Source organism: Lederbergia ruris (assembly GCF_018332955.1).
Classification (GTDB): Bacteria; Bacillota; Bacilli; order Bacillales; family Bacillaceae_C; genus Lederbergia; species Lederbergia ruris.
Genome location: NZ_BORB01000019.1, coordinates 40989 through 64763 on the forward strand (window position 1 = coordinate 40989; position 23775 = coordinate 64763).

Annotated in this window: 17 protein-coding genes; 9 read left to right on the forward strand and 8 right to left on the reverse strand. The window is 38.9% G+C overall.

Annotation, left to right across the window (positions count from 1 at the left end):
- Positions 1 to 50: 50 nt before the first annotated feature.
- On the reverse strand, positions 51 to 2099 hold the full coding sequence (locus KI363_RS12130) for a catalase (RefSeq protein WP_212966450.1): 2049 nt from the start codon (positions 2097 to 2099) through the stop codon (positions 51 to 53).
- A 302-nt stretch (positions 2100 to 2401) separates the two neighbouring features.
- On the opposite strand from KI363_RS12130, the gene KI363_RS12135 reads away from it, so the two are divergent.
- On the forward strand, positions 2402 to 2515 hold the full coding sequence (locus KI363_RS12135; protein WP_158323704.1) for a YjcZ family sporulation protein: 114 nt from the start codon (positions 2402 to 2404) through the stop codon (positions 2513 to 2515).
- Positions 2516 to 2588: 73 nt separating this feature from the next.
- Here the strand turns inward: KI363_RS12135 and KI363_RS12140 are convergent, their stop codons facing one another.
- Positions 2589 to 2804, reverse strand: a complete 216-nt coding sequence (locus KI363_RS12140) for a hypothetical protein (RefSeq protein ID WP_246516848.1) — start codon at positions 2802 to 2804, stop codon at positions 2589 to 2591.
- 197 nt (positions 2805 to 3001) lie between these two features.
- Between KI363_RS12140 and KI363_RS12145 the strand changes: the two genes are divergently transcribed.
- From KI363_RS12145 to KI363_RS12155, 3 genes are all read left to right on the forward strand, one after another.
- Positions 3002 to 3847, forward strand: a complete 846-nt coding sequence (locus KI363_RS12145; RefSeq protein ID WP_158323706.1) for an MBL fold metallo-hydrolase — start codon at positions 3002 to 3004, stop codon at positions 3845 to 3847.
- Between the two features lie 501 nt (positions 3848 to 4348).
- The gene (locus KI363_RS12150) at positions 4349 to 6310 is read left to right on the forward strand and encodes an aconitate hydratase (RefSeq protein ID WP_212966451.1); all 1962 of its coding nucleotides are present in this window, start codon (positions 4349 to 4351) and stop codon (positions 6308 to 6310) included.
- Positions 6311 to 6321: 11 nt separating this feature from the next.
- On the forward strand, positions 6322 to 6498 hold the full coding sequence (locus tag KI363_RS12155) for a hypothetical protein (protein WP_191967553.1): 177 nt from the start codon (positions 6322 to 6324) through the stop codon (positions 6496 to 6498).
- 178 nt (positions 6499 to 6676) lie between these two features.
- Here the strand turns inward: KI363_RS12155 and KI363_RS12160 are convergent, their stop codons facing one another.
- The 5 genes from KI363_RS12160 to KI363_RS12180 all read right to left on the reverse strand — a co-directional run bounded on the left by KI363_RS12160 (position 6677) and on the right by KI363_RS12180 (position 14386).
- Positions 6677 to 8197 carry an ATP-binding protein gene (locus KI363_RS12160; RefSeq protein ID WP_212966452.1) on the reverse strand — a complete coding sequence of 507 codons (1521 nt, stop codon included), beginning with the start codon at positions 8195 to 8197 and terminating at the stop codon, positions 6677 to 6679.
- Between the two features lie 116 nt (positions 8198 to 8313).
- On the reverse strand, positions 8314 to 9243 hold the full coding sequence (locus tag KI363_RS12165; protein ID WP_158323709.1) for an alpha/beta hydrolase: 930 nt from the start codon (positions 9241 to 9243) through the stop codon (positions 8314 to 8316).
- Positions 9244 to 9626: 383 nt separating this feature from the next.
- Positions 9627 to 11435 (reverse strand): ABC transporter substrate-binding protein, encoded by a 1809-nt coding sequence (locus KI363_RS12170; protein WP_212966453.1) that lies wholly within the window; start codon positions 11433 to 11435, stop codon positions 9627 to 9629.
- Between the two features lie 22 nt (positions 11436 to 11457).
- Positions 11458 to 12969 carry an ABC transporter permease gene (locus KI363_RS12175; protein ID WP_158323711.1) on the reverse strand — a complete coding sequence of 504 codons (1512 nt, stop codon included), beginning with the start codon at positions 12967 to 12969 and terminating at the stop codon, positions 11458 to 11460.
- 16 nt (positions 12970 to 12985) lie between these two features.
- Positions 12986 to 14386, reverse strand: a complete 1401-nt coding sequence (locus KI363_RS12180) for an ABC transporter permease (RefSeq protein ID WP_158323720.1) — start codon at positions 14384 to 14386, stop codon at positions 12986 to 12988.
- Between the two features lie 183 nt (positions 14387 to 14569).
- Between KI363_RS12180 and KI363_RS12185 the strand changes: the two genes are divergently transcribed.
- Positions 14570 to 16309, forward strand: coding sequence for an ABC transporter ATP-binding protein (locus tag KI363_RS12185; protein WP_212966454.1), 1740 nt, complete (start codon positions 14570 to 14572; stop codon positions 16307 to 16309).
- A 253-nt stretch (positions 16310 to 16562) separates the two neighbouring features.
- Here the strand turns inward: KI363_RS12185 and KI363_RS12190 are convergent, their stop codons facing one another.
- The gene (locus tag KI363_RS12190) at positions 16563 to 17375 is read right to left on the reverse strand and encodes a Cof-type HAD-IIB family hydrolase (RefSeq protein WP_212966455.1); all 813 of its coding nucleotides are present in this window, start codon (positions 17373 to 17375) and stop codon (positions 16563 to 16565) included.
- 686 nt (positions 17376 to 18061) lie between these two features.
- On the opposite strand from KI363_RS12190, the gene KI363_RS12195 reads away from it, so the two are divergent.
- The 4 genes from KI363_RS12195 (at position 18062) to KI363_RS12210 (ending at position 23722) form a co-directional block, all read left to right on the forward strand.
- Positions 18062 to 18616 carry a DUF420 domain-containing protein gene (locus KI363_RS12195; protein WP_158323714.1) on the forward strand — a complete coding sequence of 185 codons (555 nt, stop codon included), beginning with the start codon at positions 18062 to 18064 and terminating at the stop codon, positions 18614 to 18616.
- A gap of 748 nt (positions 18617 to 19364) precedes the next feature.
- On the forward strand, positions 19365 to 19859 hold the full coding sequence (locus KI363_RS12200; protein ID WP_246516849.1) for a flavin reductase family protein: 495 nt from the start codon (positions 19365 to 19367) through the stop codon (positions 19857 to 19859).
- A gap of 207 nt (positions 19860 to 20066) precedes the next feature.
- Entirely contained in the window at positions 20067 to 21770 is a 1704-nt protein-coding gene (locus KI363_RS12205) for a molecular chaperone HscC (protein ID WP_212966456.1), read from the forward strand.
- Positions 21767 to 23722 (forward strand): DUF1266 domain-containing protein, encoded by a 1956-nt coding sequence (locus KI363_RS12210; protein ID WP_212966457.1) that lies wholly within the window; start codon positions 21767 to 21769, stop codon positions 23720 to 23722. The genes KI363_RS12205 and KI363_RS12210 overlap by 4 nt, the downstream gene beginning before the upstream one ends.
- Positions 23723 to 23775 lie beyond the last annotated feature (53 nt).

Here is a 23775-nt window from a genome sequence, read left to right on the forward strand (position 1 = left end):
GAAAGGGAAATACTTTTAGATATTTCCCTAGCATTACCCAGTGAACAGGATTAGGTTCGTTCCCAAAAGCGTTGTTGCGCGATGGCAGAGATAAAATCCCTCGCAAAGTTAGGATTGTTCCCAGCAAAAACGACTCCAGCTGAGGCTTTGATTTGAAACTGAGACTGTGCCGTAGTGGCAACACCAATTGGTTTATAATGGCTGTACGCAACTCTTATGAAAGACATGACATCTTGATGAAATTTTGCTTCATTTCTAGCCCTTCCACCAACAACGTATAGCGAGTCAACTAGATAAGGACTTGTTGTAAGAAATGTTTTGTCAACTTTGAGTCTTGTTCCATCTGCGCCCGTGACAGTACCTAGTTTTTCACTTACAATTTCGATAAATACCCCATTTTTCTTTAAGTAGTTCAGCACATTGGTAACCTCTTGGCTGTTAAAGCCATTGCCAATCAGCACACCAACTTTTTGTGTATAGGCATATTTTGGTGTATTGGCCTGACTGAGAGAGGGGTAACTTGTAGCAACAGGAACATGCTCTCCTCTGGGCCTATTGACGCCAATATTATCAGCGACGATATAGGCCATCTCTTTATCTACATTAACAAGTATATCAGCGACTTGCTGGCGGACAGAATCGCTTTTTACGCTTCCAACTTGATAGCTTAATCCTTCGATCGTATGTTGCTTTTCAATCGGCGTCAAACTGTTCCAAAAGATTCGTGGTTGCGAAAAGTAATCCTTGAACGAATCACTTCTCGCTCGAATTTTGTAGCCCTCTACTTTCCCCGGATAATCTGTATAGCCGCCTTCTTCTGGGGGCACCGTGTATGGTGTGTTATTTGCTAGTGAATTTTCATGATAGTTTACCTTGTCAACATCAATTCGCTGTCTCATATAGCCTCGGCGCTGGTTATTATGAAACGGGCAAAGTGGCTTATTAATTGGTAATTCAACATAATTCGCGCTGCCAAGTCGATGTTGTTGTGCATCTCTATACGCCATTAATCTTCCCTGTAAGACGGGATCATTGGAAAAGTCAATTCCAGGTACGACATTTGCAGGGTTAAATGCAGCTTGTTCAGACTCCGTAAAATAATTATCAATATTTCTATTTAGAGTCATTTTACCGATGATTTGAACAGGGACAAGCTCTTCCGGCCAAAATTTTGCAGGATCAAGCACATCAAAATCGTATTTAAATTCATCCTCCATCGGAATCAACTGGACACCCAACTCATATTCAGGATAAGCACCTTGGTCAATCGCCTCTCTGAGATCTCGCCGGTGGAAGTCCGGGTCGAGTCCACCGATTTTCAGTGCCTCATCCTGTAAAAGGGAATGAACACCTAGTACAGGCTTCCAAACATATCTCATAAAGGTCGCTACACCTTGTTCATTAACGAATAGGTACGTATTAATGGACCATGATTCCATCATTCGGTAACTTCTCAAAATGCCCCGATCAGACATGATCCACAGCACCATATGCAGCGCTTCAACGTTATTGGCCACATAATCCCAGAAACGGTCATGGGCACCGGAAGCTGTAGGTATATCATCAGCTTGCTTAGCTTGGTATGCATGCATCACATCCGGAAACTTCATCGCGTCTTGATTAACTAATACAGGCATAGCAATCGTTGTAAGATCGAGATTTCCCTCTTCTGTATATAACTTCACTCCCTGACATCGTAAATCCCTTGCTGTATCATAGGACCCTTTAGCCCCTTGTACAGTAGAAAAACGGAGCGTTAATGGCGTCTTTTTTCCCGCTTCCTGTAAGAAGCACGCTTTTGTCACATGTCTCATGGACTGATAACATTCAAACTCTCCATGTGCACTGTAACCTCTTGCATGAACCACTCTTTCTGGTATTTCTTCGTGAACAAAATGGGACATCTTTTCAAAGAATTCATAATCCTGACGTAAACTAGGCCCGCGTATACCGGCTTTTAATTGGTCCTGATCCTGTGATCTTTTTTTCCCTTCCTGTGTCGTCATCGGCTTCCCTGTGTCTTTTACACGGTGTTGATCCAATTGCTTTTGTTTAGCATTCGTTTTAGGCTTTTGGTTTCTTGATGACTTATCATCCATGTTATCACCCCTTATTTTTAGGATTTGCCAACTACATAGATACATATGAATGATTTTCAAACTTAGAACAAACATTTCCCATACTTTTAGGAATGATAAGTCTACAACACCCCTTCATTCTTATAAGGAATGGTATTCCCCCCCAAGATGTATTCATGGTTGTTTAAATTTTTTAAATGAATCCATATACATAACGCATATATTTTTATTAGAAAAAACAATTTTTATCTAGGCGTTTATCCTTCCGCCTTTGTTTTATTTACATATGGTAATACTGAAAGATTTTTAGGAGGTGGAGTTGTATGTCTGATGGCTTTGGATTTGCTGGAGGATTTGCTTTAATTGTTGTCTTGTTTATCCTCTTGGTTATTGTAGGTGCTGGTGGTTTTCTCGGTGGTTGCGGAGGATATTATTAGGGAAAAAATGATCATAAAGAAAACCCGGATTGGGGGAGACTCCTCAATCCGGGTTTTTGGTTTTCTTTAGTCCCTATTGCATTTGAGTGGATGTGTTTCCTGATTGTTGTTGGCTAGCACCTTGTTGACTCATTCCAGATTGTTGCTGACTCCCACCTTGTTGACTCATCCCGGATAACTGGGGAATCATATTTTGAAGTTGCCCCGCTTTTCCAGTCATCATGCTATAAGCTATAGCCCCAACTCCAATTGAAGCAATAATTGGCAAAACCTGCACATTGCTTTTCATCATAACAACATCCTTTCTGCTTGAAATCCTACAAGCTTTCGACAGAGACTAAACAAAAGCTTACATCCTTATATTGACCCTTTTTACTTAAAGCTTTACATAGAAGAATTACCCAATCTTTTTTCTCACGATAATGAATGATTTACAACCAACAGCAAAAAATAATAACGTCTCAATTGTAAAAGGGGGTTTTTTTATTGGATAAAGATCTGTCCTATGGATCGGATTATAAATATATCCCTGCTATTTCTATTGGGAGTGGCGTCGGTCAAGAGGTACTTCCCGATCTATATTGTTATACTGTGCAAATTGTTAATATTGCGATGGTGGGTCAACCTGATGATTCTTCTTTTGTTCTAGTGGATGCTGGTATGCCCCATTCTGCTCCAGCCATTATCAAGGAGACGGAAAAGCGATTCGGAGAGGATCGCCGACCCGAGGCCATTATATTAACACATGGGCATTTTGATCATATTGGAGCCGTAATTGAATTAATCGATCATTGGGATGTTCCGGTTTATGTGCATCAGTTAGAATTCCCCTTCTTAACAGGAAAGGAAGATTATCCTGAACCCGACGCAACCGTTGAAGGTGGGATGGTTGCGAAAATGTCACCCTATTTTCCAAATGAAGCGATTCAATTAGGGGACCATGTGCAAGCATTGCCGGAGGATGGCAGTGTCCCACATATGCCAGGGTTCCGCTGGATTCACACACCTGGACATTCGCCAGGGCATGTCTCTTTTTTCAGGGAGGAGGATCGAGCCCTGATTGTGGGGGATGCCTTTATTACCGTTAAGCAAGATTCTCTTTATAAAGTCATATCTCAGGAACAGGAAATAAATGGCCCACCTCGATATCTAACAACGGACTGGGAGGCCGCCCGTGAATCTGTAAAAAAGCTTGCAGCTTTGAAGCCAACTGTTGCTATTGTTGGCCATGGCACACCTATGAAGGGCGACGACTTGACTCAAAGCTTGGACAAACTGGTCAATGAGTTTGACCAAATCGCAATTCCTGATTATGGAAAATATGTAAATTAACCCATTGTGGCTGTTAAGAATTTCTTAACAGCCTTTATCTGGGTATATTTGTTTCACCTTTTTCTCAGAATAACATTAAGAGGATGTTCAAAAAAGGATCAAAGGCTAAATTCGACATCCTGTCGCAACGCCTTTGTGACCTGCGTCCTGCAGGCCTCGGTAAAAATGACGCTTCGAATTTCTTCGTTGGCTTGCTTCTCCGCTGCTCATGTATAAGGATAATAGTTCTTCTGCTAAAACCTCCCACGTCCTGTGGGCAGCGCAGAAGTCAGCACATCCTGTGCAAATCCGCTACTTGGAAAAGAAAACCACTTTTCCGGCGTGCGATGCGGATTCAGGGAAGCTTTCCTTGTGCTCGAAGGCTGCGCCGCCTCGAACTTCCGACGCACAAGATGTGCTAGTGTCGGCGTTGCTGACAGGACGTCAGCACCCTTAGCCGACGGGTCCTTTTTATCCTCCTTTTTGAACACGCACTTAAATAACAGACCAGGAGGAAACATCATGGCACTTACGCTTACAGAAAAATTGATTCAGTCGCATCTCGTTTCGGGGGAAATGACTCCCGGTAGTGAAATCGGTTTGAAAATTGATCAAACGCTAACCCAGGATGCAACGGGAACAATGGTGATGTTGGAATTAGAGGCAATGGGCATTGAACGAGCAAAGACAGAAGCATCAGCCCAGTATGTCGACCATAATTTAATCCAAGTGGATAATAAAAATGCCGATGATCATTTATTTTTACAAAGTGCAACAAAGCGATTTGGAATCTACTACAGTAGGCCCGGTAATGGGGTTAGCCATCCTGTTCATATGCAAAGACTTGCTAAACCAGGAAAGACCCTTTTAGGATCTGATAGTCATACGTGTGCAAATGGTTGTATGGGCATGCTAGCCATGGGGGCTGGAGGGATGGATGTAGCTTTAGCGATTGCAGGAGAACCCTTTTACGTCAAAATGCCGCAAGTGTGGGGCATTAAGTTAACCGGGAAACTTCCTGATTGGGTCAGTGCAAAGGATGTGATTCTCGAGTTACTTCGTCGCTATGATGTAAAAGGCGGAGTAGGAAAAGTCATTGAATATTATGGTCCTGGTGTGGAAACATTATCAGCCATGGATCGCCATGTCATTGCCAATATGGGAGCAGAATTGGGGGCGACAGGGACGGTTTTCCCTTCTGATTCCGAAATTAAACGTTTTTTAAAGGAACAAGGAAGAGAAAACGACTGGATTGAATTACAAGCAGATAAAGGGGCAACATATGATTTAGAGGAAGAAATCAATCTGTCTGAGCTTGTACCTTTAATCGCGAAACCATCAAGTCCAGGAAATGTCGTACCTGTTGCGGATGTGGCCGGAACACCGATCTATCAATCCTACATTGGCTCTTCCGCCAATCCAGGTTTCCGTGATTTCGCAATGGCTGCTGAAATCGTAAAAGATCGGCAGATAGCAAAAGGGATTTCATTTGATATTAACCCAACATCAAGGCAAATGCTCACCGACTTGGTAAAAGAAAGCCATATCGCTAGTTTATTACAGTCGGGTGCAAGATTGCATCAGGCAGGATGTAATGGTTGTATTGGGATGGGACAAGCTCCTGCGACAGGGAGGAACAGTCTCCGTACAACACCGCGAAATTTCCCGGGGCGTTCAGGCACAAGAGAAGATAGTGTTTTTTTATGTAGTCCCGAAACCGCTGCGGCATCCGCTTTAACGGGGGTCATTACCGACCCAAGAACACTGGATTTTCCTTTTCCAAAAGTGAAGGAACCGAAAAGTCCTACCATCGATATTTCTCTATTGGATTCTCCTCTGCCACCTGAAGAAGCCAAAAACGTGGAATTACACAAAGGACCTAATATTGCGTCCATCCCTGCTATGGATGCACTTCCCGACCAAATGGAACTCCCTGTTCTTTTAAAAATGGGGGATAATATTTCAACAGATGAAATTCTTGCAGGTGGAGCCAGAGTGCTGCCTTATCGAAGTAATCTGCCGGAGATAAGTAAATTCACCTTTGAAATTATTGATCAAAGTTATTATACACGTGCGAAAGAATTGGTGGACCAAGGTGGTCATGCCATTGTAGGCGGGTTCAATTATGGACAAGGTTCCAGTCGTGAACATGCGGCTCTTGCCCCTCGATACCTAGGAATGCGCGTCGCCTTAGCCAAAGACTTTGCTCGTATTCATTGGCAAAACCTCGTAAACTTTGGGATATTACCACTAACTTTTTCGCAACCAAGTGACTATGATTTGCTGCAACAGGGAGATATTCTAGAACTGAATGGATTACATGAAAAACTTCAAAAAAGTAATGAATTTAAAATCGGAATTAAAGGTAGACAGGACCAAATCCTTGTGAACCATTCCCTCTCCCCTCGGCAAATGGAAGTTATGCTTCAGGGAGGCATCATTAATTGGATCAAGAAAAAGCAGGATCAAACTTTCATTAAATAGGAGGGACAGTAATGGTGGATAGAGAATTAACCTGTAAAGCTTGCGAAGGAACAGGCATGTTAGCAGATGATGAAGGTTGGCAATATAATTGCAGTGTTTGTCGTGGAAAAGGGATCTTACCAGCCAATGAAGCACGCCAATCAGCTGAAATTATGACAGTTGATGAAAACAACCGATTATTGGATTGAATAAAACAAAAGCGCAAGCGCCTGTTCAGCGACGTAAATTTACTAGTCGCTAGGCGCTGGAGCTGGATGTCAACCGCAATATAAGCAACTTATCCACAAGCTAGGATTTTATAAATTCCTAAGCAAGAACCAAAAGCGCAAGCACCCGTTTTATGGATAAACGAGAGCTTGCGCTTTTCTATGTCGCTGCCGGAAGTTTGATATGTACACATGTCCCTCTTCCTTCTTCACTCGTAAAGTGAATCGTGCCATGATGGTCTTCAATAATTTTGTAACAGATCATTAACCCTAGACCTGTTCCTTTTTCCTTATCTGTGTAAAAAGGCTCCTTTAGGCGCTTTAACCGCTCTTCAGAAATCCCTTTACCATTATCAATAATATCCATTCCAATAAATCCATCGGAGTAATAGGTTTTAATTCGAATGTTTCCCCCGGACGGCATTGCCTCGATCGCATTTTTTATAATATTAATAAGGACTTGTTTAATCTGTTTTGCTTCACAAGATACTGCGGGAATAGGAGATAAACTTCTATTTAAAGTAACATTATGAATAATAGCCTCTGGATTCATAAAAGAAATCACTTCTAGAATAATTTGATTTAAGTTTTTCCTTTTAAAACTTATATTTGTTTGCGGCTTCGCAAGCATTAAAATTTCACCCATAATAAATTCAATACGTTCTAATTCAGATAATATAATATCACTATACTCACTTTCCGCTTTTTCCGATAATAATTGCACAAACCCTTTGATCGTTGTTAAAGGATTCTTAATTTCATGGGCAATCCCAGCCGCCATTTGTCCGATCGCGCCTAATTGATCCAGTTGTTTAATTTGATTGTTCTTTTCTTTTAACTCCGTAATATCTCGCAATATGCTAATATGCTTTTTAACCGTGCCATCTGGTTCTAATATCGGCGTGATTTCAAATAAAAACCAACGCAATTTATTTGTTTTACGATCGGTTGCTTTAAATTCTAATGTTCTGTGTCCGTTATTTCTACATTTAAAAAAACGAGACAATTGCTTTAAATTTTCTATATCAAACCTCTTACACAATAAAATGGGCTTATTATATAGAGTGACAAGATCAATATCGAATTTTCTTTCAAAGGCTGGACTCGTATAAAGGATCTTATCTTTTTCTAAATCAAATAAAATAATCAGTTCATCAATATGCTTTGTAATATCATGAAGCATATTTTCTTCTGTTTCCGGAATTTCTTTTTGCCATTCAATGAATGTTTTAGATTTGTCAATTTCAGTTTGATCCTTAATAATCAGCAAAATCCCTTTAATTTCCTCATCAGAAGAAAATACTGGGGAAATCATTAATTTTGCTGGAAACATTTGATCTTCATTTTTTCTTTTTCGCAAAAGTTGTTGACAGACAATTTTTTTCCCATTTAAAACATTTTGAACCACTTTATAAAATTCTACTTGCAAATTTTTAAATGGAAATATAAGTGGTTTTCCTAATAAATCCGTTTGTGTGCAATCAAACATTTTCTCAAACGCAGTGTTCATTGAAAGTACGCAACCTCTGAAATCGAGAATAACAGAGGCTTCTTCATAATGGTCAAAAAAGGTTTGACGCCATGAAATAGCAGAGCGCCTATCCATATATTCCAAACTTTCTTTAGATAAATTCATAGTTTGCTTAAAATGTCCGGATTTTTGTAATATACTATGCTCCAAATTCCCATCCACACTCCCTTTTGAAAGCCGTTTCAATCCAACATTTATAGTTTACCAAATTTAAACAAAAAACGTAATATATTCTTAATCTAAATTTAAAAATCATGGATTTATTCCTAGAATTGAGAAGTTAACCAGTGATAAATGAAGTGATAAACCTCTAGTCGATTTGTTTCATTTAAGAGTTCATGTCTCCCTTGCGTGAAAAAAGCGGTTTTGATATTTTTTAAACCATTTTTCTCCCATTGTTTGACTACTTTATGTACACCTTTTAAATTCCTTCCACCTACAGGATCATCTTCCCCACTTACGATGAGAATGGGAAATTCAGAAGGGACTTTGCGAATTTGCCGATCATCGTGAATTTTTTCTAAGCCATCAAATAAGTCATAAAAAAACCCATTACTACAGATAAATCCACAAAGTGGATCATCTACATATTCCTTTACCTTGCTCTCATCACGGGTTAACCAATCAAATTCTGTTTGTGGTTGAGGAATTTTCTTATTATAAGAGCCAAAAGTGAGGCGATTTAAAAATGGACTCGGTACTTTCCCTCCCTTTTTGCGAATTTCTCTTATAGCGATGATTTTACCAATCTTTCCAGCTATGCCCGGATCACCGGCTGTCCCGGAAATAACCGCCCCTTGAATAGCGTGAGGATATTTTTGCATAAACCGTCTAGCTAGAAAAGAACCCATACTATGCCCAAACATATAAACTGGCAAATGAGAAACTTCCTGTCGGATCTCCTGATTGACTAAATATAAATCATCTACTGCCCTTTCAAAACCATTATGATCTGCAAAATAACCTAAATTCCCCATTCTTTTTCCTGTACATCCATGACCGCGGTGATCACTTCCATAAACAAGTATTCCTTTATGGGTTAGGTATTCAGCAAAATGGTTATATCGCTCAATATGCTCTGCCATGCCATGAGAAATTTGAAGAATAGCTTTCGGTGGTATAGCGGGATTCGTCCACTTCTTCATAAAAACTTCCACCCCATCATCCATTCTTACCCATTTTGAGGAAGTTTCCATTCTTCTCACCTTCCAGTCATGATCACTCATTGTAGCCTAGTGAAAGCTCGCATTATCCTTTTTGGCTATTACATATATATTACGCCGTATTGGCAATAAATACCTTCTTATCGACAAACAGATAAACACACTGGATTTTTAGGTTCATCCAGTGTGCTCGTGATCTTGTAATTTATCCCGAATTAACTCGCAGTAAGACCCCCATTCAAGAATTCGAAGGAAATCAAGAATTGTAAGTGAGGAATCAACTGCCAGTAAATTCCCGATTCGTTCAACTAACATTCAGTGGGGGAGATGAACGCAGACTAAGGTTGCCACGTCCTGTGGCAATGTCTGCATGGCCTACATCCTTTAAATCTAAACCCACTGAATGAAGTTTCACTTTATTTTCCTTCTTGATATTTCTGTAAAAATTCCTTGGCTTTTTTACTGTCTGCTTTTAATTCATTGCCTGTGTCTACAAGCGGGCTAACAGTGGAGACTGCTTTAATTTTATTTCCATGATAGAAATCAATGATTTCATCTTGATTAATGGAATAAAGCACCGCTTTTCTCAAATCTTCGCTTTTCGCTACATCGCGATTTTCCGTGTTGAAAAGTAAATAAGTAACAGCATTACTTTCAATCGTTTGGAGACGTAGTTTATCATCATTTTCGACAACATCATACTTTGTTTCAGGTACTCCATAATAAACATAAATCTCTCCATTACGTAAAGCGGACAATGTACTATCTTGATCTTTGATAAAACGTACTTCTACTGTGTTAATATGTGGCTCATGATCTGTGCCTTTCATATAGCCTGGGTTTTTATAAAATACAGCTTCATAATCATCCTTATGCGAAAGAATATATGGACCACTTGCATATAAGTGATTATCGTAATTGCCGCCTTCAGTGACAGTACTTTGATCTCCGTATGCCACATCTTTATTAGGATCATACGATTCCACATCATACGTATTGATGCTTTCCACTTGTTCTTTCGAAACAATTCCTGCCGATTGGTGCGCTAAATAATTGAGCACTTGTGGAAATGGTTCTGTAGTTGTTACTTTCACAACTTGGTACTTTCCTTCTTTATTATTTGCTTTTGTTTTATCCGCGACTAGCTCGGAAATTTTGGTATCTAAACCATCTTCTAAAGCCTCGCGAATGGTGGCATCGCTATTTGCCTGTTTTGTATCTTCTAATTCCGAAAGGTCTGTCACGATGTCTACATCTTTAATATGCTCATGTAAACTATAGGTTCTGTGATCTGGAACAGAATTTTTATCTTTTGCACGATTCAAGGAGAAGACGACATCTTCTGCTCCAACACGGACACCAGTATCTTCCGGCTTTTTGTCTGTAATCTTTGCAAAATTAATATCATCACGAAGAATGAAATAGTATTCAGAATTACCATCTGCAATACTGTTATTATAAGACAATGAACCATCTGAAGTAATTTGGTCATCATCGGTTAGATTGACAATTCTTACATACATATTTGTATTCAACATATTTATGGAACCGTCATTCCCTTTAACTGGGTCAAGGGAAGTTAATGTTGACTCTGCTTGCGATAGAATCAATGGATCACTATCTCGCTTAGAACTGTCGTTAAAATCAATATCTTCCCATGCAAGAGAGCGTGATTTCGAAAGACGAACACTGTCTGGATTCAAAATATCTTTATTCACAGCTTGCGTTTTATAAGAGCTATAAAGTGGTGCGATATAAGCTTTATCAAATACAAGTCTTTGCTCTAAATCTTTATAAGTTTGCGCGTACTCCTCAGGTGTTTCTTCCGCTGCCTTATCAATCAATTGATCAATTTCTTTGTCATCGAGTTTACTGTAGTCTCCACCCGATATAAAAAGCGAACGAACTGCATAATCTGGGTTTCCTGTGACAGTTGTCCAACCTGATAAAGACACATCATAATTCCCCGCATCTTCTTGGGCTTTGAAGCTTCCGTAATCTGGTTGAATGTTCAATTTTACTTTAAAACCATTTTTCACAAGTTGGTCACGGACAATATTCATATCATCCTCCCCACTGCTCATTCCAAGAATTTCAATTTCAACGTCTGACTGGTTTCCGCCTGATTTAGCGCCTGATTTTTTTTCGTTTTCCGATTTTGTATTGACACATCCTGCTGCTACAAGTACAAAAGCTAGCAAGATTAGTAGAAAGCTTTTTTTCATCTTCTTTTCCTCCTTGTAAAAATTAATCTAATTTGGGATCCAATGCGTCGCGCAAGGCATCCCCTAAGAAGTTAAAGGACAACACCAGTAAGATGATCGCGAGTCCTGGGTAAATTGCCAAATAAGAATTTGTCTCTAAATACGTACTGCCTAATTTTAAAATATTTCCCCATTCCGGAATATGTGGTTCTACTCCAAGACCTAAGAAACTTAAGCTGCTTGTTGCAATCACAGCGCCTCCGATTGTCAAGGTTGCTTTTACAATCATCGGTGCTAAGGAATTCGGAACAATATGCTTAAAGATAATCGAATAATCACTTGCCCCTAATGCCCGAGCTGAATCCACGTATTCAAAGTTGGCCACCATTAAAACATTGGCACGCATCGTTCTCGCATAAGTCGGAATCGACCCAACACTTAGGGCGATAATCAGATTCACTGTATTGGCGCCAAAAGCTGCGATAATCGCAATCGCTAATAATATCCCCGGAACAGCATACAAAATATCTAATAACCTCATAATAATATTATCTGTCCGCGGACCGTAATACCCCGAAACTGCTCCAAGCACACCACCAATGATTGCTGGAATAAGAGTGGAAGCCAAACCAACAATCAGCGATATTCTAGCACCGAAAACAATCCGAGAGAATAAATCACGACCAAAATTATCTGTTCCTAATGGATATGCCCAACTAGGTGTTTGCAAAATTGCTTCATAATTATTTTCAACAGCCATTTCATAATCAAATGTAAATTGACTGCAAATGGAAATCGAAAAAATAAACACGATAAAGAAAAACCCAAGCATGGCTGTATTATTACGCGTAATTTTCCCCCACATACTATTCCATTTTTCAATGTTGGAAACATCATTTTTTAATTTGACAAAGATATTAATCGCTAATGTAAGAGCAAACAAGTTGCCTGTCAAACTCGAAATTAGTAATAAAATCGCGATATACTTCATCCATGACGGTGTTTGTTCGCTATGTGATTGTCTTGCAACTAAAATCAAGACGACTAAATCAAAAACAGCTATCCCGATCAGAACTAACATCGCCATTGGAAAGGTATCTGTTACATAAGGTTTAAATATATTCAGCGCAGATACAGCAATAATGAAAATTTGGGTTAAAAGCATATAAGCGGCAAACACATATTCCGTTGTTTTCACTTTCTTTATAAGTTGAAACGCAAACGCGACAATAAATACATTCCCTGTTACAATCGCCAAAAATAAAACATAACCCCATTTTCTTGTCGAGGAATGAATTTCCCCCGTCCTTCTCAAATCCGCCTTGATTTTAAGTGTTACAGCAATTTGGATGAGCGTGAACAAAGCATAAACAGCAAATACAGCAAAAACAAGCGGTTTGAGCGTACCATTTGAAAAATCAATACTATTTAACAAGAAAATGATCGTTAATATCAATGACATAATCCAAGTAAAATTGGCTTGTGTATATTCAGATGATAATTTTAATGCATGCTTAATTTGAAAGCCTGCAACATCCGTATTATTTGTTTCCATCCTCTCAACACCTGCTTTAATACTGTCTCATCTTCGAGCGAATTCTTGGATCAAAAAACGCATAAGAAACATCAATAATTAAATTTACTAATGAAATCGTAATGGCGACATACACAACGCCACCCATCACACTAGGTATATCAGGAATAAATTGTTTATCGACAATATAGCTGCCAATTCCACTAATATTAAAAACCTTCTCTGTGACCGCTGCCCCTCCCAGCATCCCACCAAAGAGGAGACCAATCACCGTAATGACGGGGATAATGGCATTGCCAATGGCATGTTTCCATAAAACCTGCCGATAATTTAAACCTTTTGATCGAGCGGTCAATATATAATCCTCATTTACAACTTCTAGCATAGAGGAGCGCGTCATCCTTGCAACAGAGGCTGTAAGAGCTGTTCCTAAGACGATCACCGGCATAATCATCGACAAGATATCACCCGGAGTATAAGTAGCCGGCAACCAATGTCCTTTTATCGAGAAATACAAAATAAAGATTAATCCTTGCCAAAAATTAGGAATCGAAAGACCGATTAAAGCAATAAACATGAAAGAATAATCTAGGAAGGAATTCGGTTTTGTTGCCGAAATAATCCCTACAGGAATCGCAATCACAATCGCCATAATTAATGAAACGATGGTGAGTGAAAAAGTAACTGGGAATTTCTTCGCAATACTAGCCGCTACATCTTCATTCCCCGTAAATGAATTTCCTAAATCAAAAGTGAGAATCCCCTTAACAGCTTCCCACAGTTGAACAAGATATGGCTGATCTAATCCATATAAACGATTAAAATTAGCAATTTGTTCTTTCGTGGCCGTTTCACCTAAAATATTGGCAGCTGGATTAAACGGTGAAATATATAAAATCGTAAAAACAAAGACAGCCACTCCAATGATGACGAATAAACTCATCACCAATCTTTCAAAAATATATTTTACATAGGAGTTACTATAAATGAAAATTAAAAGGTACATTAAAATTCCTGGTATAAATGTTAACAGAAGAAATAGTGGCTGCTGTAAAAGAGATTGAAAAGTATCCTTAAACGTAACACTTTGTATCCCTTTCTTCTCTAACTGCTCATTTGTTTTTTCCGAAACCACCTTGTGGAATTGCTTTTCAGTCCACTTTCTTGCATGTTGTTCCATTTCCTTTTGATCTAATTTTTTCGAAAAAAAAGATTGCTTTCTCCGATATTCATTTTCAAATTCTTGCATTAGTTGTGTTTTGTAACCAGATGCTTCCAATTTTTCTTGTGTTTCTTTTAAAATGAGAAGAGAAGGATCGTTTTTCCGTTTATATAAATAGATAAAAAAGACCAGGATATGCACCGGAAGTCCTAGTAATATAAGCCAAAATTTATAAGCAGGTCTTGTCAGCATTTTGCCGTATGTATAACTGACCATGCTTAAAAATGGATGTTGATTAGATTGTTTGACCCCTTCATTCACAAGAATATGTCCTCCTTCCCCGAGATTGAACAATTCCGATAGGTGTAGTATACTTTTCGACAATAACCTTGTAAAGTAATTAAATAAATTTTATCATGAAGTCAATAAATGTCAAAATATATCGGCAGGTGGAAAAATTTGGAACCTATCTTAAAAGTGAACGATCTCCATATCTCTTTTTATTCGCGAGAAGAAGAATTTGAAGCCGTTCGTGGAGTGAGCTTTGATGTGCATAAAGGAGAAACAGTAGGGATTGTCGGCGAATCAGGTAGTGGTAAAAGTGTCACAGCTCGAACAATTATGCGACTATTGCCCTCTCCCCCATCCCATATAAAAAAAGGAGAGGTCTTTTTCCGTGGTGAAAATTTAGCCAATAAAACAGAAAAAGAAATGGAGCATATTCGTGGTCGCGATATCGGGATGATCTTTCAAGATCCCATGACATCCCTTAATCCCACAATCCGAATTGGGAAACAGATTTCGGAAAGTTTAATCAAACATCAGAAGCTTTCAAAGAAAGAAGCGAAAGCACAAGCAATTGAAATGTTGAAATTGGTCGGCATTCCGAACAGTGAAATGCGCTATCAACAATATCCACATGAGTTTTCTGGTGGGATGAGACAAAGAGTGATGATCGCGATTGCCCTTGCTTGCCGCCCAACTTTATTAATTGCGGATGAACCAACAACCGCTCTCGATGTCACGATTCAAGCACAAATTCTTAATCTCATGAAGGATATTCAAAAACGGTTTGGCACTTCCATTATCCTTATTACCCATGACCTTGGGGTTGTGGCAGGAATGTGTGATCGTGTTGTGGTGATGAAAAAGGGTGAGGTTGTTGAGACGGGGACAACAGAAGAAATATTTGCATCTCCTAAACATCCTTATACACAAAAGCTTTTAAACGCTCTTCCTCGGTTAGATGAAAAAAAGAAACCGAAGCCAGCTCCACTTATCATCCCAAGTAAAGATTCATCTATTCCCCTGCTTGATGTTCGTTCTCTTAAACAATATTTCGATATTGGTAAGGGGAATACATTGAAAGCAGTCGATAATATTAGCTTTCAAATTCGTCCAGGAGAAACGCTTGGATTAGTTGGAGAATCCGGTTCAGGAAAATCAACAACAGGAAGGACGATTTTACGTCTGTATGAACCGACTGATGGAGATGTTTACTATCAAGGAATGGCCATTAATCGTTTTTCCAAGCAGGAAATGAAAATGATGCGTCGGCATATGCAGATGATTTTCCAAGATCCTTATTCATCGTTAAACCCCCGCTTCAAAGTATTAGATATTATTGGAGAAGCCTTGGACATTCACCAGATTACGAAAAGTAAAGCTGAGAGAAAACGGAAAGTGGAAGAATTACTCGACATGGTCGGGCTTGAACCTGCGCATGCCCAGCGATATCCTCATGAATTCTCGGGTGGACAACGGCAAAGGATTGGAATTGCTCGTGCTCTTGCTGTAGATCCCAGATTCATTGTCTGTGACGAACCTTTATCCGCCTTAGATGTATCGATCCAATCACAAGTCGTAAGTTTATTAGAGGATTTACAACACCGCCTAGGCTTAACCTATTTATTTATTGCCCATGATTTATCGATGGTCAAGCATATTAGTGATCGCGTAGCTGTCATGAATGCAGGTAAAATCGTTGAATTAGCTGAAAGCGAGGAATTATATAGCAATCCACAGCATGAATATACAAAGTCGCTTCTTTCAGCCATTCCCATTCCAGATCCGAAGGTTGAAGCGAAAAAGAAAAGAACTCTAATGACGGAACAAAACGAAGTAGATAAATACAATCTGCGTCAGTCGGAATTAGTAGAGGTATCAAAAGGGCATTGGGTTGCATTGCCAAAGAAATAAAGTGAAGAGTCATACAACAATTCGACATGTGATCTGACATATTTCCCAAGAAATATTTCATTAAAAGAGGGGCTACCTATCGTCGAGAATTCGACTTTGGGTAGCCCCTCCAATCTCCATTTTCAAAAATCAGCTTTACTCCATCCATTTGGTTTACCTCTTTTATTGCCTTGACCTGCTATTTCTTGAGGTTGAAAGTATGATCTTCCTCCTAATCAAATATTGACTGGAGCCAGATTCAGACATCCTTCAACTAGTTAAAATACTTTGCTAAAACAGCCATCACCCCGTTTTGGTCGTTGGTCATCGTTAACTCATCGGCCATGTCTTTGACCTGTTCAGGGGCATTCCCCATGGCGACGCCTAATCCTGCATATTGAATCATATCTACATCATTAAAATGATCACCTATAGCAACCGTGTCTTTTTGTTTAATTTTATACTTTTGAATAAGCTTGCTCATAGCATTTGCTTTAGAGGCGTTTTCGTTCATGATCTCTAAATAGGTGTTTTTTGATTTGTATATATTTAATCCATCCAATTCCTTTTTTAAGATCCGTTCGAGTTTTTCAATTGAATGAGGTTCACCCATGCATAATATCTTATGTACAGTTGAATTTTTCTTGATTAGTTCTGAAATAACACGTGTGTTAGGGGTTACACCAACAATCTCTTCTTCCTGTTTTACCCACTCGTTCTTTCTATCTTCCACAATCCATTGATCAAAGCTAAATAGACTGATCGTAATGGCACCATTTGTTTGACAAACCTGTTTATAAATATTATTTACGATTGAATTGGGAATGCTGGAATGGTGGAGAATAGGACGATCAGCTTTCCTATCTGGAGCGTCAATTATTAATGCACCACTATAGCATATAATAGGATAATGAATGGATAAAGATTGTTGGATAGGAATTATGGCACTTGGCATCCGTGCAGAAACCAAAATGAATGGAATGCCTTTACTTTTTAGTGCTAAGATGGACTTTTTTGTTTCATTTGCAACTTTATGTTGAGAATTTAACAAAGTTCCATCTATGTCGCAAAAAACAATCTTAAACATTGATAAAAACCACCCTTCTTTCATTATCATTGACCTACTTAGCTATTAATTGTAATTTGATCATTTTTTAGATATTTTGTAAACCAAATTAGTTTACAAAAATCCCAAACCTTAGAATATGTCTAAAGTGCAATTTAGGATTGACTTCGAAACTTTCTTCTTCCTAGAAGAAGATATTCTCCTTTCTCTCAATAGATGTGTGAAATTGAAAAATTTATATCCTGGTATAAAAACCTAAAGTCCTAGTCTATAAGGTGGTTTCTTTTGTCACCGAACAGAAGAAATTTAAAGTAAAAACTACATTTCTTAATTGAATTCTAATGCCCTAACCAGTATAATTTAACTAAACACATAAAAATGAGGTAGTATAAATGCCCGACAGAGAAGAATACCTGATTTTCATCAGAGAACTAGGTCGTTTGTTGGAGGAATATTATCAATCTCCTGAATCTATAAAACCTTTTATTTTGAATGATATTAAACTTCTGGGCGAAGTGCTCAACCTTCATTGACATATAACCTTCGCCCTATATACTTTTTTCTAATCCTCGTAAGCTTTTTTCATCCTTCGTTTATATTTATGAAAAGACTGTGAATCTTCCTTTTACTAACATGTTTATTTAAGAATGTTATGATACACTATTTTGAAAGGTAATTCACAATATCATAATGGAGTGTACAAACGAATGACACAAACTACAAATACAATTCAGTCAGGTCCTAAAAAACGTAATTATAAACCTGCCATTATTATTATTTCCACTGTTTTAATTGGGATCATTGGGATTCTCTCAGGATTACCAGGTGTAGAGGATTTTGACGCTTTTGACGTAACTTTACTCCCGTTATTTAATGCAATCTTTAACAGCTTTACTTTCTTATTTTTGTTATGTGCTTTTATTGCAATACGCAAGCGCAATATTACAGTCCATCGTCGCTTTATTTATGCAGCTTTTGTCACAACAACTTTATTTTTAATCACATATGTTGCTTTTCATTATTTATCACCTTCTACTTCTTATGGTGGAACAGGGTTTATGGCAGGCTTGTATTATTTCCTCCTCATTACCCATATTGTATTGGCAGCCGCCATTGTACCACTTGCTTTAACCACTGTTGCTCGTGCTTGGAATATGGAAAATGCCCGTCACCGAAAAATAGCCCGTTGGACCATGCCGATTTGGCTATATGTGAGTCTCACTGGTGTGCTCGTATATATTATGATTTCTCCATATTATTAAACTGTAACAAGAGTCCTCACGAATCCAAAATGAGGACTTTTTTCTATTTACATTGACTTTAACATGAGTTTTCCAATAAGATTTGTTATACTTATAATGTAAGCTTCCTTTCATTTGGAAGCATGTCGTAATTTTAGTAGAATAAACATTAAATCTGTTTAGGTTCTAATTCCAACTAATTCAATCCATTTTTTACAAATTTAGCTTGCACAGGCAATCAATTCATTAAAGAACATAAAATATATTTATAGTGCGTGTTCAAAAAGGAGGATAAAAAGGACCAAGTTGGCTAAAGGCGCTGACGTCCTGTCAGCAACGCCGACACTAGTACATCCTGTACGTCGAAAGTTCGAGGCGGCGCAGCCTTCGAGCACAAGGAAAGCTTCCCTGAATCCGCATCGCACGCCGGAAAAGTGGTTTTCTTTTCCAAGGAGCGGACTTGTACAGGATGTACTGACTTCCGTGTTGCCCACAGGACGTGGGCGGTTTTAACGGAAGATCCTTATCACCTGATACATGAGCACAAGGAAAGCTTCCCCGAATCCGCATCGCACGCTGGAACAGTGGTTTTCTTTTCCAAGGAGCGGAGAAGCAAGCCAACGAAGAAATTCGCAGTGTCATTTTTACCGAGGCCTGCAGGACGCAGGTCACAAAGGCGTTGCGACAGGATGTCGCGAATTTAGCCTTTGATCCTTTTTTGAACATCCTTTTATACAATTTATATTCATTCTGGAAGGTGCGTTAAATCATGGACAAAAGCTTAAATACTGCTAACTACTTAGACGTTATGGGAAATTATCCAACGGGTGTCACGGTTGTCACTACAACGAATGACCAAAAGGTTCCTCTTGGTTTAACCGTTAATTCATTCGCCTCCGTTTCATTGGATCCATTATTGGTTCTATGGTCAATCGATAAAAAGGTTTCCTCCTATCCTGTCTTCACTCAAACAGATCGCTTTGCCATCAATGTATTAGCAAGTGATCAAGCTGATATTTGCTCTTTATTTGTAAAAAAGAATATAGATCGCTTTAGCCAATGTGAATGGGAATTTTCTAAGATAAACTTACCGATCATTTCAGGGGCTGCTGGAGTTTTACAATGTAAAACCTTTAAAACAATAGAAGCTGGGGACCATACGATTCTTATTGGGGAAGTCGTAGATATTTTAAGCACAAATAAAAAACCGCTTTTATATCATCAAAGAAAAATGGGGGAAATTCCGGAGAGTTTTTATCGATAAGATTATAAACGTTAAATGAGCGTGCCCTATAAAAATTAATAAGTTGAACATAGGGATTTTTTATGGCCATATACTAGGAAATTAAAATTTCGGCTTGTGAATAACTGCTTATGCTGCGACTGCCATCCAGCCCCAGCGCTTTTTTTTATTTCCCTCCTTTTTCCAATTATAGTAAAATATCATGATAGGATAAGGAGGATTTTTTCCATGACGACAATTGGAATTGATTTAGGAACAACCAATAGTTTAGTTGCATACTGGGATCAAGATAAACCGTGTCTCATTCCGAATGTTTTAGATCAACATCTTACTCCCTCAGTTGTGAGCGTAGATGAAAATGGGGAAATACTCGTCGGACAGGTCGCGAAGGAAAGACTTGTTACCCACCCACAGCATACAGCATCTATCTTTAAACGATTTATGGGAACAGATAAAGTCTATTCATTAGGGGCATATAACTTTTCTCCAGAGGAACTCTCATCCTTTGTCATCAAAGTACTCAAGTCTGATGCAGAGGCTTTTTTACAGAAAGAAGTCACAAATGCTGTGATCAGTGTTCCTGCTTACTTTAATGACACGCAACGAAAGGCAACCAAGAAGGCGGCTGAACTAGCTGGACTAAAGGTTGAAAGATTAATTAGTGAACCAACAGCTGCAGCACTTGCTTATGGGTTAAACCAAGAGGAACCAGAGACAAAATTTTTAGTTTTTGATTTAGGTGGGGGAACCTTCGATGTATCGATCCTTGAATTATTTGAAGGGATTATTGAGGTTCAATCGATCGCAGGGGATAACTATCTTGGTGGTGAAGACTTTACGAATCTATTGATCTCTTATTTTATGGAACAGCACCAATTGAATAAGGACGACTTAGATTCCAAAACAAGATCTCTTCTCTATACCCAAGCTGAGCGTTGTAAACTCTCCCTTTGTGATTCTTCTACAGGTACAATGAATGTCACCATTGATGGGGAGTCTTTCGAAACAAAGATCAAAAAGGATGAGTTTGAAAAACTTTCGCAACAGCTGCTTTTACGACTGCGCTATCCGATTGAACGGGCTTTGCGTGATGCCGAATTATCAGCTGATGATATGGATGCCGTCATTTTAATTGGTGGTGCAACTCGGATGCCTTTAATTAAATCGGTGATCGTAAAAATGTTCGGAAGAATCCCTTATGCCCATATTCATCCTGATGAAACAGTAGCACTAGGGACCGCCATTCAAGTCGCTTTAAAAGAAAGAAACAAGACTTTAGAAGAAGTCATTTTAACTGATGTTTGTCCATACACATTAGGTACTGATGTTGTTGAAGAACTGGGCCAGGGAAAAAAAGAATCAGGATACTTTTTTCCTATTATTGAGCGAAATACACCCATCCCTGTTAGTCGAGTGGAGCGATTGTTTACAGTCCATGATAATCAAACACGTGTCAAAGTCGGGGTTTATCAAGGAGAAAGCCGCAAAGTCGTCAACAATATTAAACTGGGAGAACTAACGATTAAGGTACCGCCCGCCCCGGCAGGCGTTCAGGCGATCGATGTTCGTTATACATACGATATCAACGGAATTCTTGAAGTGGAAGTCATAAGCCAATCAACCGGCGAGAAAAAAAGGGTGATTATTGAACAAAACTCAGGAGACCTTACCCAGCAAGACATTGATGCAAGGCTTAAGAAGCTTGAGAATATAAAAGTGCACCCTCGCGATCGAACTGAAAATCGCTTACTCCTAGCAAAAGGAGAACGGCTCTATGAGGAGATGCTGGGAGAAGATCGTGAAAAAGTGGCCTTTCTTTTACGGAAATTTGAGCAAGTCCTCCTAACTCAAAATGAAAAGGAAATCAAAAAAGCCACGAAAACATTCAGTGAGCAGCTAGAAAATATCGAAAGGTGGATTTATTCTCGATGACCGTTTGGGAAACCTTAGGGATTGAAGCAACCGATGATCTTAAGGTCATCAAAAAAGCCTATGCAAAGGGATTAAAAACCTACCATCCTGAAGAGGATCCTGAAGGATATCAACGCCTTCGGGAAGCATATGACTCTGCTGTTAAACTAGCAAAGGAAGGTTTTTCTAGAGTAGCTCCTTCACGGGCCTACGAAGCTTCACTGGATTTGGAAGAGGATTACGTTGCCACAGAGATGGATACTCAACGGCATCCTGTGGATCACTTTATCCAGAAAGTTCAACAGCTTTATGGGGATTTCTTCGCACGTATACAGGTTGAAAATTGGCAGTCTTTACTGCAAGAGGATATTATTTGGAATGTACAATATTCTGTACTTCTTCAAGATCGCCTGATTGATTTTTTAGAAGAACATCCTTATTTGCCTTTAGCCATTTGGCAGTTATTGGATCAAACCTTCCATTGGCTAGAGAACAAAGAAGAATTAGAAGAACGTTGCGGAAGAGGGACAACGCAATTTTTAATCGAAAACATTATCGGCTCTAAGCGAATGGGCTACGATTGTTTTAAAAAAGAATTGGATCTTCATTATGAGGAGTATTTACAACTCCGAGCAGATGCACAATTTTTTCTGATGGAAGATGACTTAGAATCTGCCAAGGAAGCCTTAGACCAGGCTTTTCAACTCTTTCAGACTGATCCAGATTTATTACATTTACAAGGCATTTATTACTTACGCATGCAAGATGATGAAAAAGCGATACAAACATTTGAGAGAAAATTAGCTATTTCCCCCACTGATTCAGATGCTTTGCTTTATCTAGCTAAGTTACATATTCGTGCTGAGAAATATATAGAAGCCATTCAACATTGCGAACAGCTTCTCGAGCATCAGCCAAATCATGTCGATGGGTTATTTTTAATCATCAAAGGCTATATCGGATTACATGATGAAAAAACAGCCTATAAATGGATTGCAAAGGCGATCGAACTCCATCCGGAACGCCCGGAGTTTCACCCTTATCAATCGCTGGTTCTCAATAAAAAGACGAGGCAAGTTCCGATGCCAAAGCTAGCTTTTAAAGTAAAAAGTAAAATGGTTATGCATACGATATTAGCCTATATGTTCATCACTTTACGAAGAGCTTGGGTCTATCTATTTGCGTTTCTCGCTTTACTCTGTACACCTTTACCCTTTAAATATACAGCTTTTCTCCTTATCCCTATTCTTTGGGAAGTTGGAAAAGTGATAAAAAGTGAAAGCTTACCCATTTTGATTGTGAACAATAAACAACGACAGGAACTCTATTTCCGCTGCCTTTCAGCTGGCTGTATCGATAGTAGTTTTCTAGAGCATTATCTGACGATCTATCGGTTCACCTTTATTCGGGACCGTCTGATTGGTAAAAGGTTTTTAACGAATGTATTAAAAAAATGGGAGATTACTAGCCCTCAAGAATTAAAACAGAAAGTAAATGAGTTGCTTGATGTGGGACTGCGCCAAGAGTTTGATCACTTTCTTTATCAACTTAATCCTTTATCTGAAGAAGCTAGAGACTTATATATTCAATCTTTATCAAAAGATGACGCTGATTATCCAAAACTCTTTCTAGCCAACCGCGGAGTGCATACCTTAACAGAAACAGGAGTTGCCGCCGTTGATTGGGCCTGGGCCATCTATTTATGTCGAGTCGGCAGAAGACTTGGCTATTTAACGAAGGATGAGGCAAACGAGTTGATGAGCAAAGCTGCTCAACTCTCTCAAGAGTCCTATTCAACCTGGGATGAATATTTTATTGCCTTTCATTTAGGCAGTTATTTTAAAGCCGGGGACAGCAATCATAATCATTATGCCAAATATGGATTATCTGCGATTTTTGGTTTATTAGGTGGTGGTAGGTCGCCGTTATTAAAAATAAAGTGGAAGAACGATTTGGTTCACGACCAAACATAGCGAACCCCTTCTTTCACAAAAAGGAAGCATCTTTATGAAAAGTTCATAAAGAT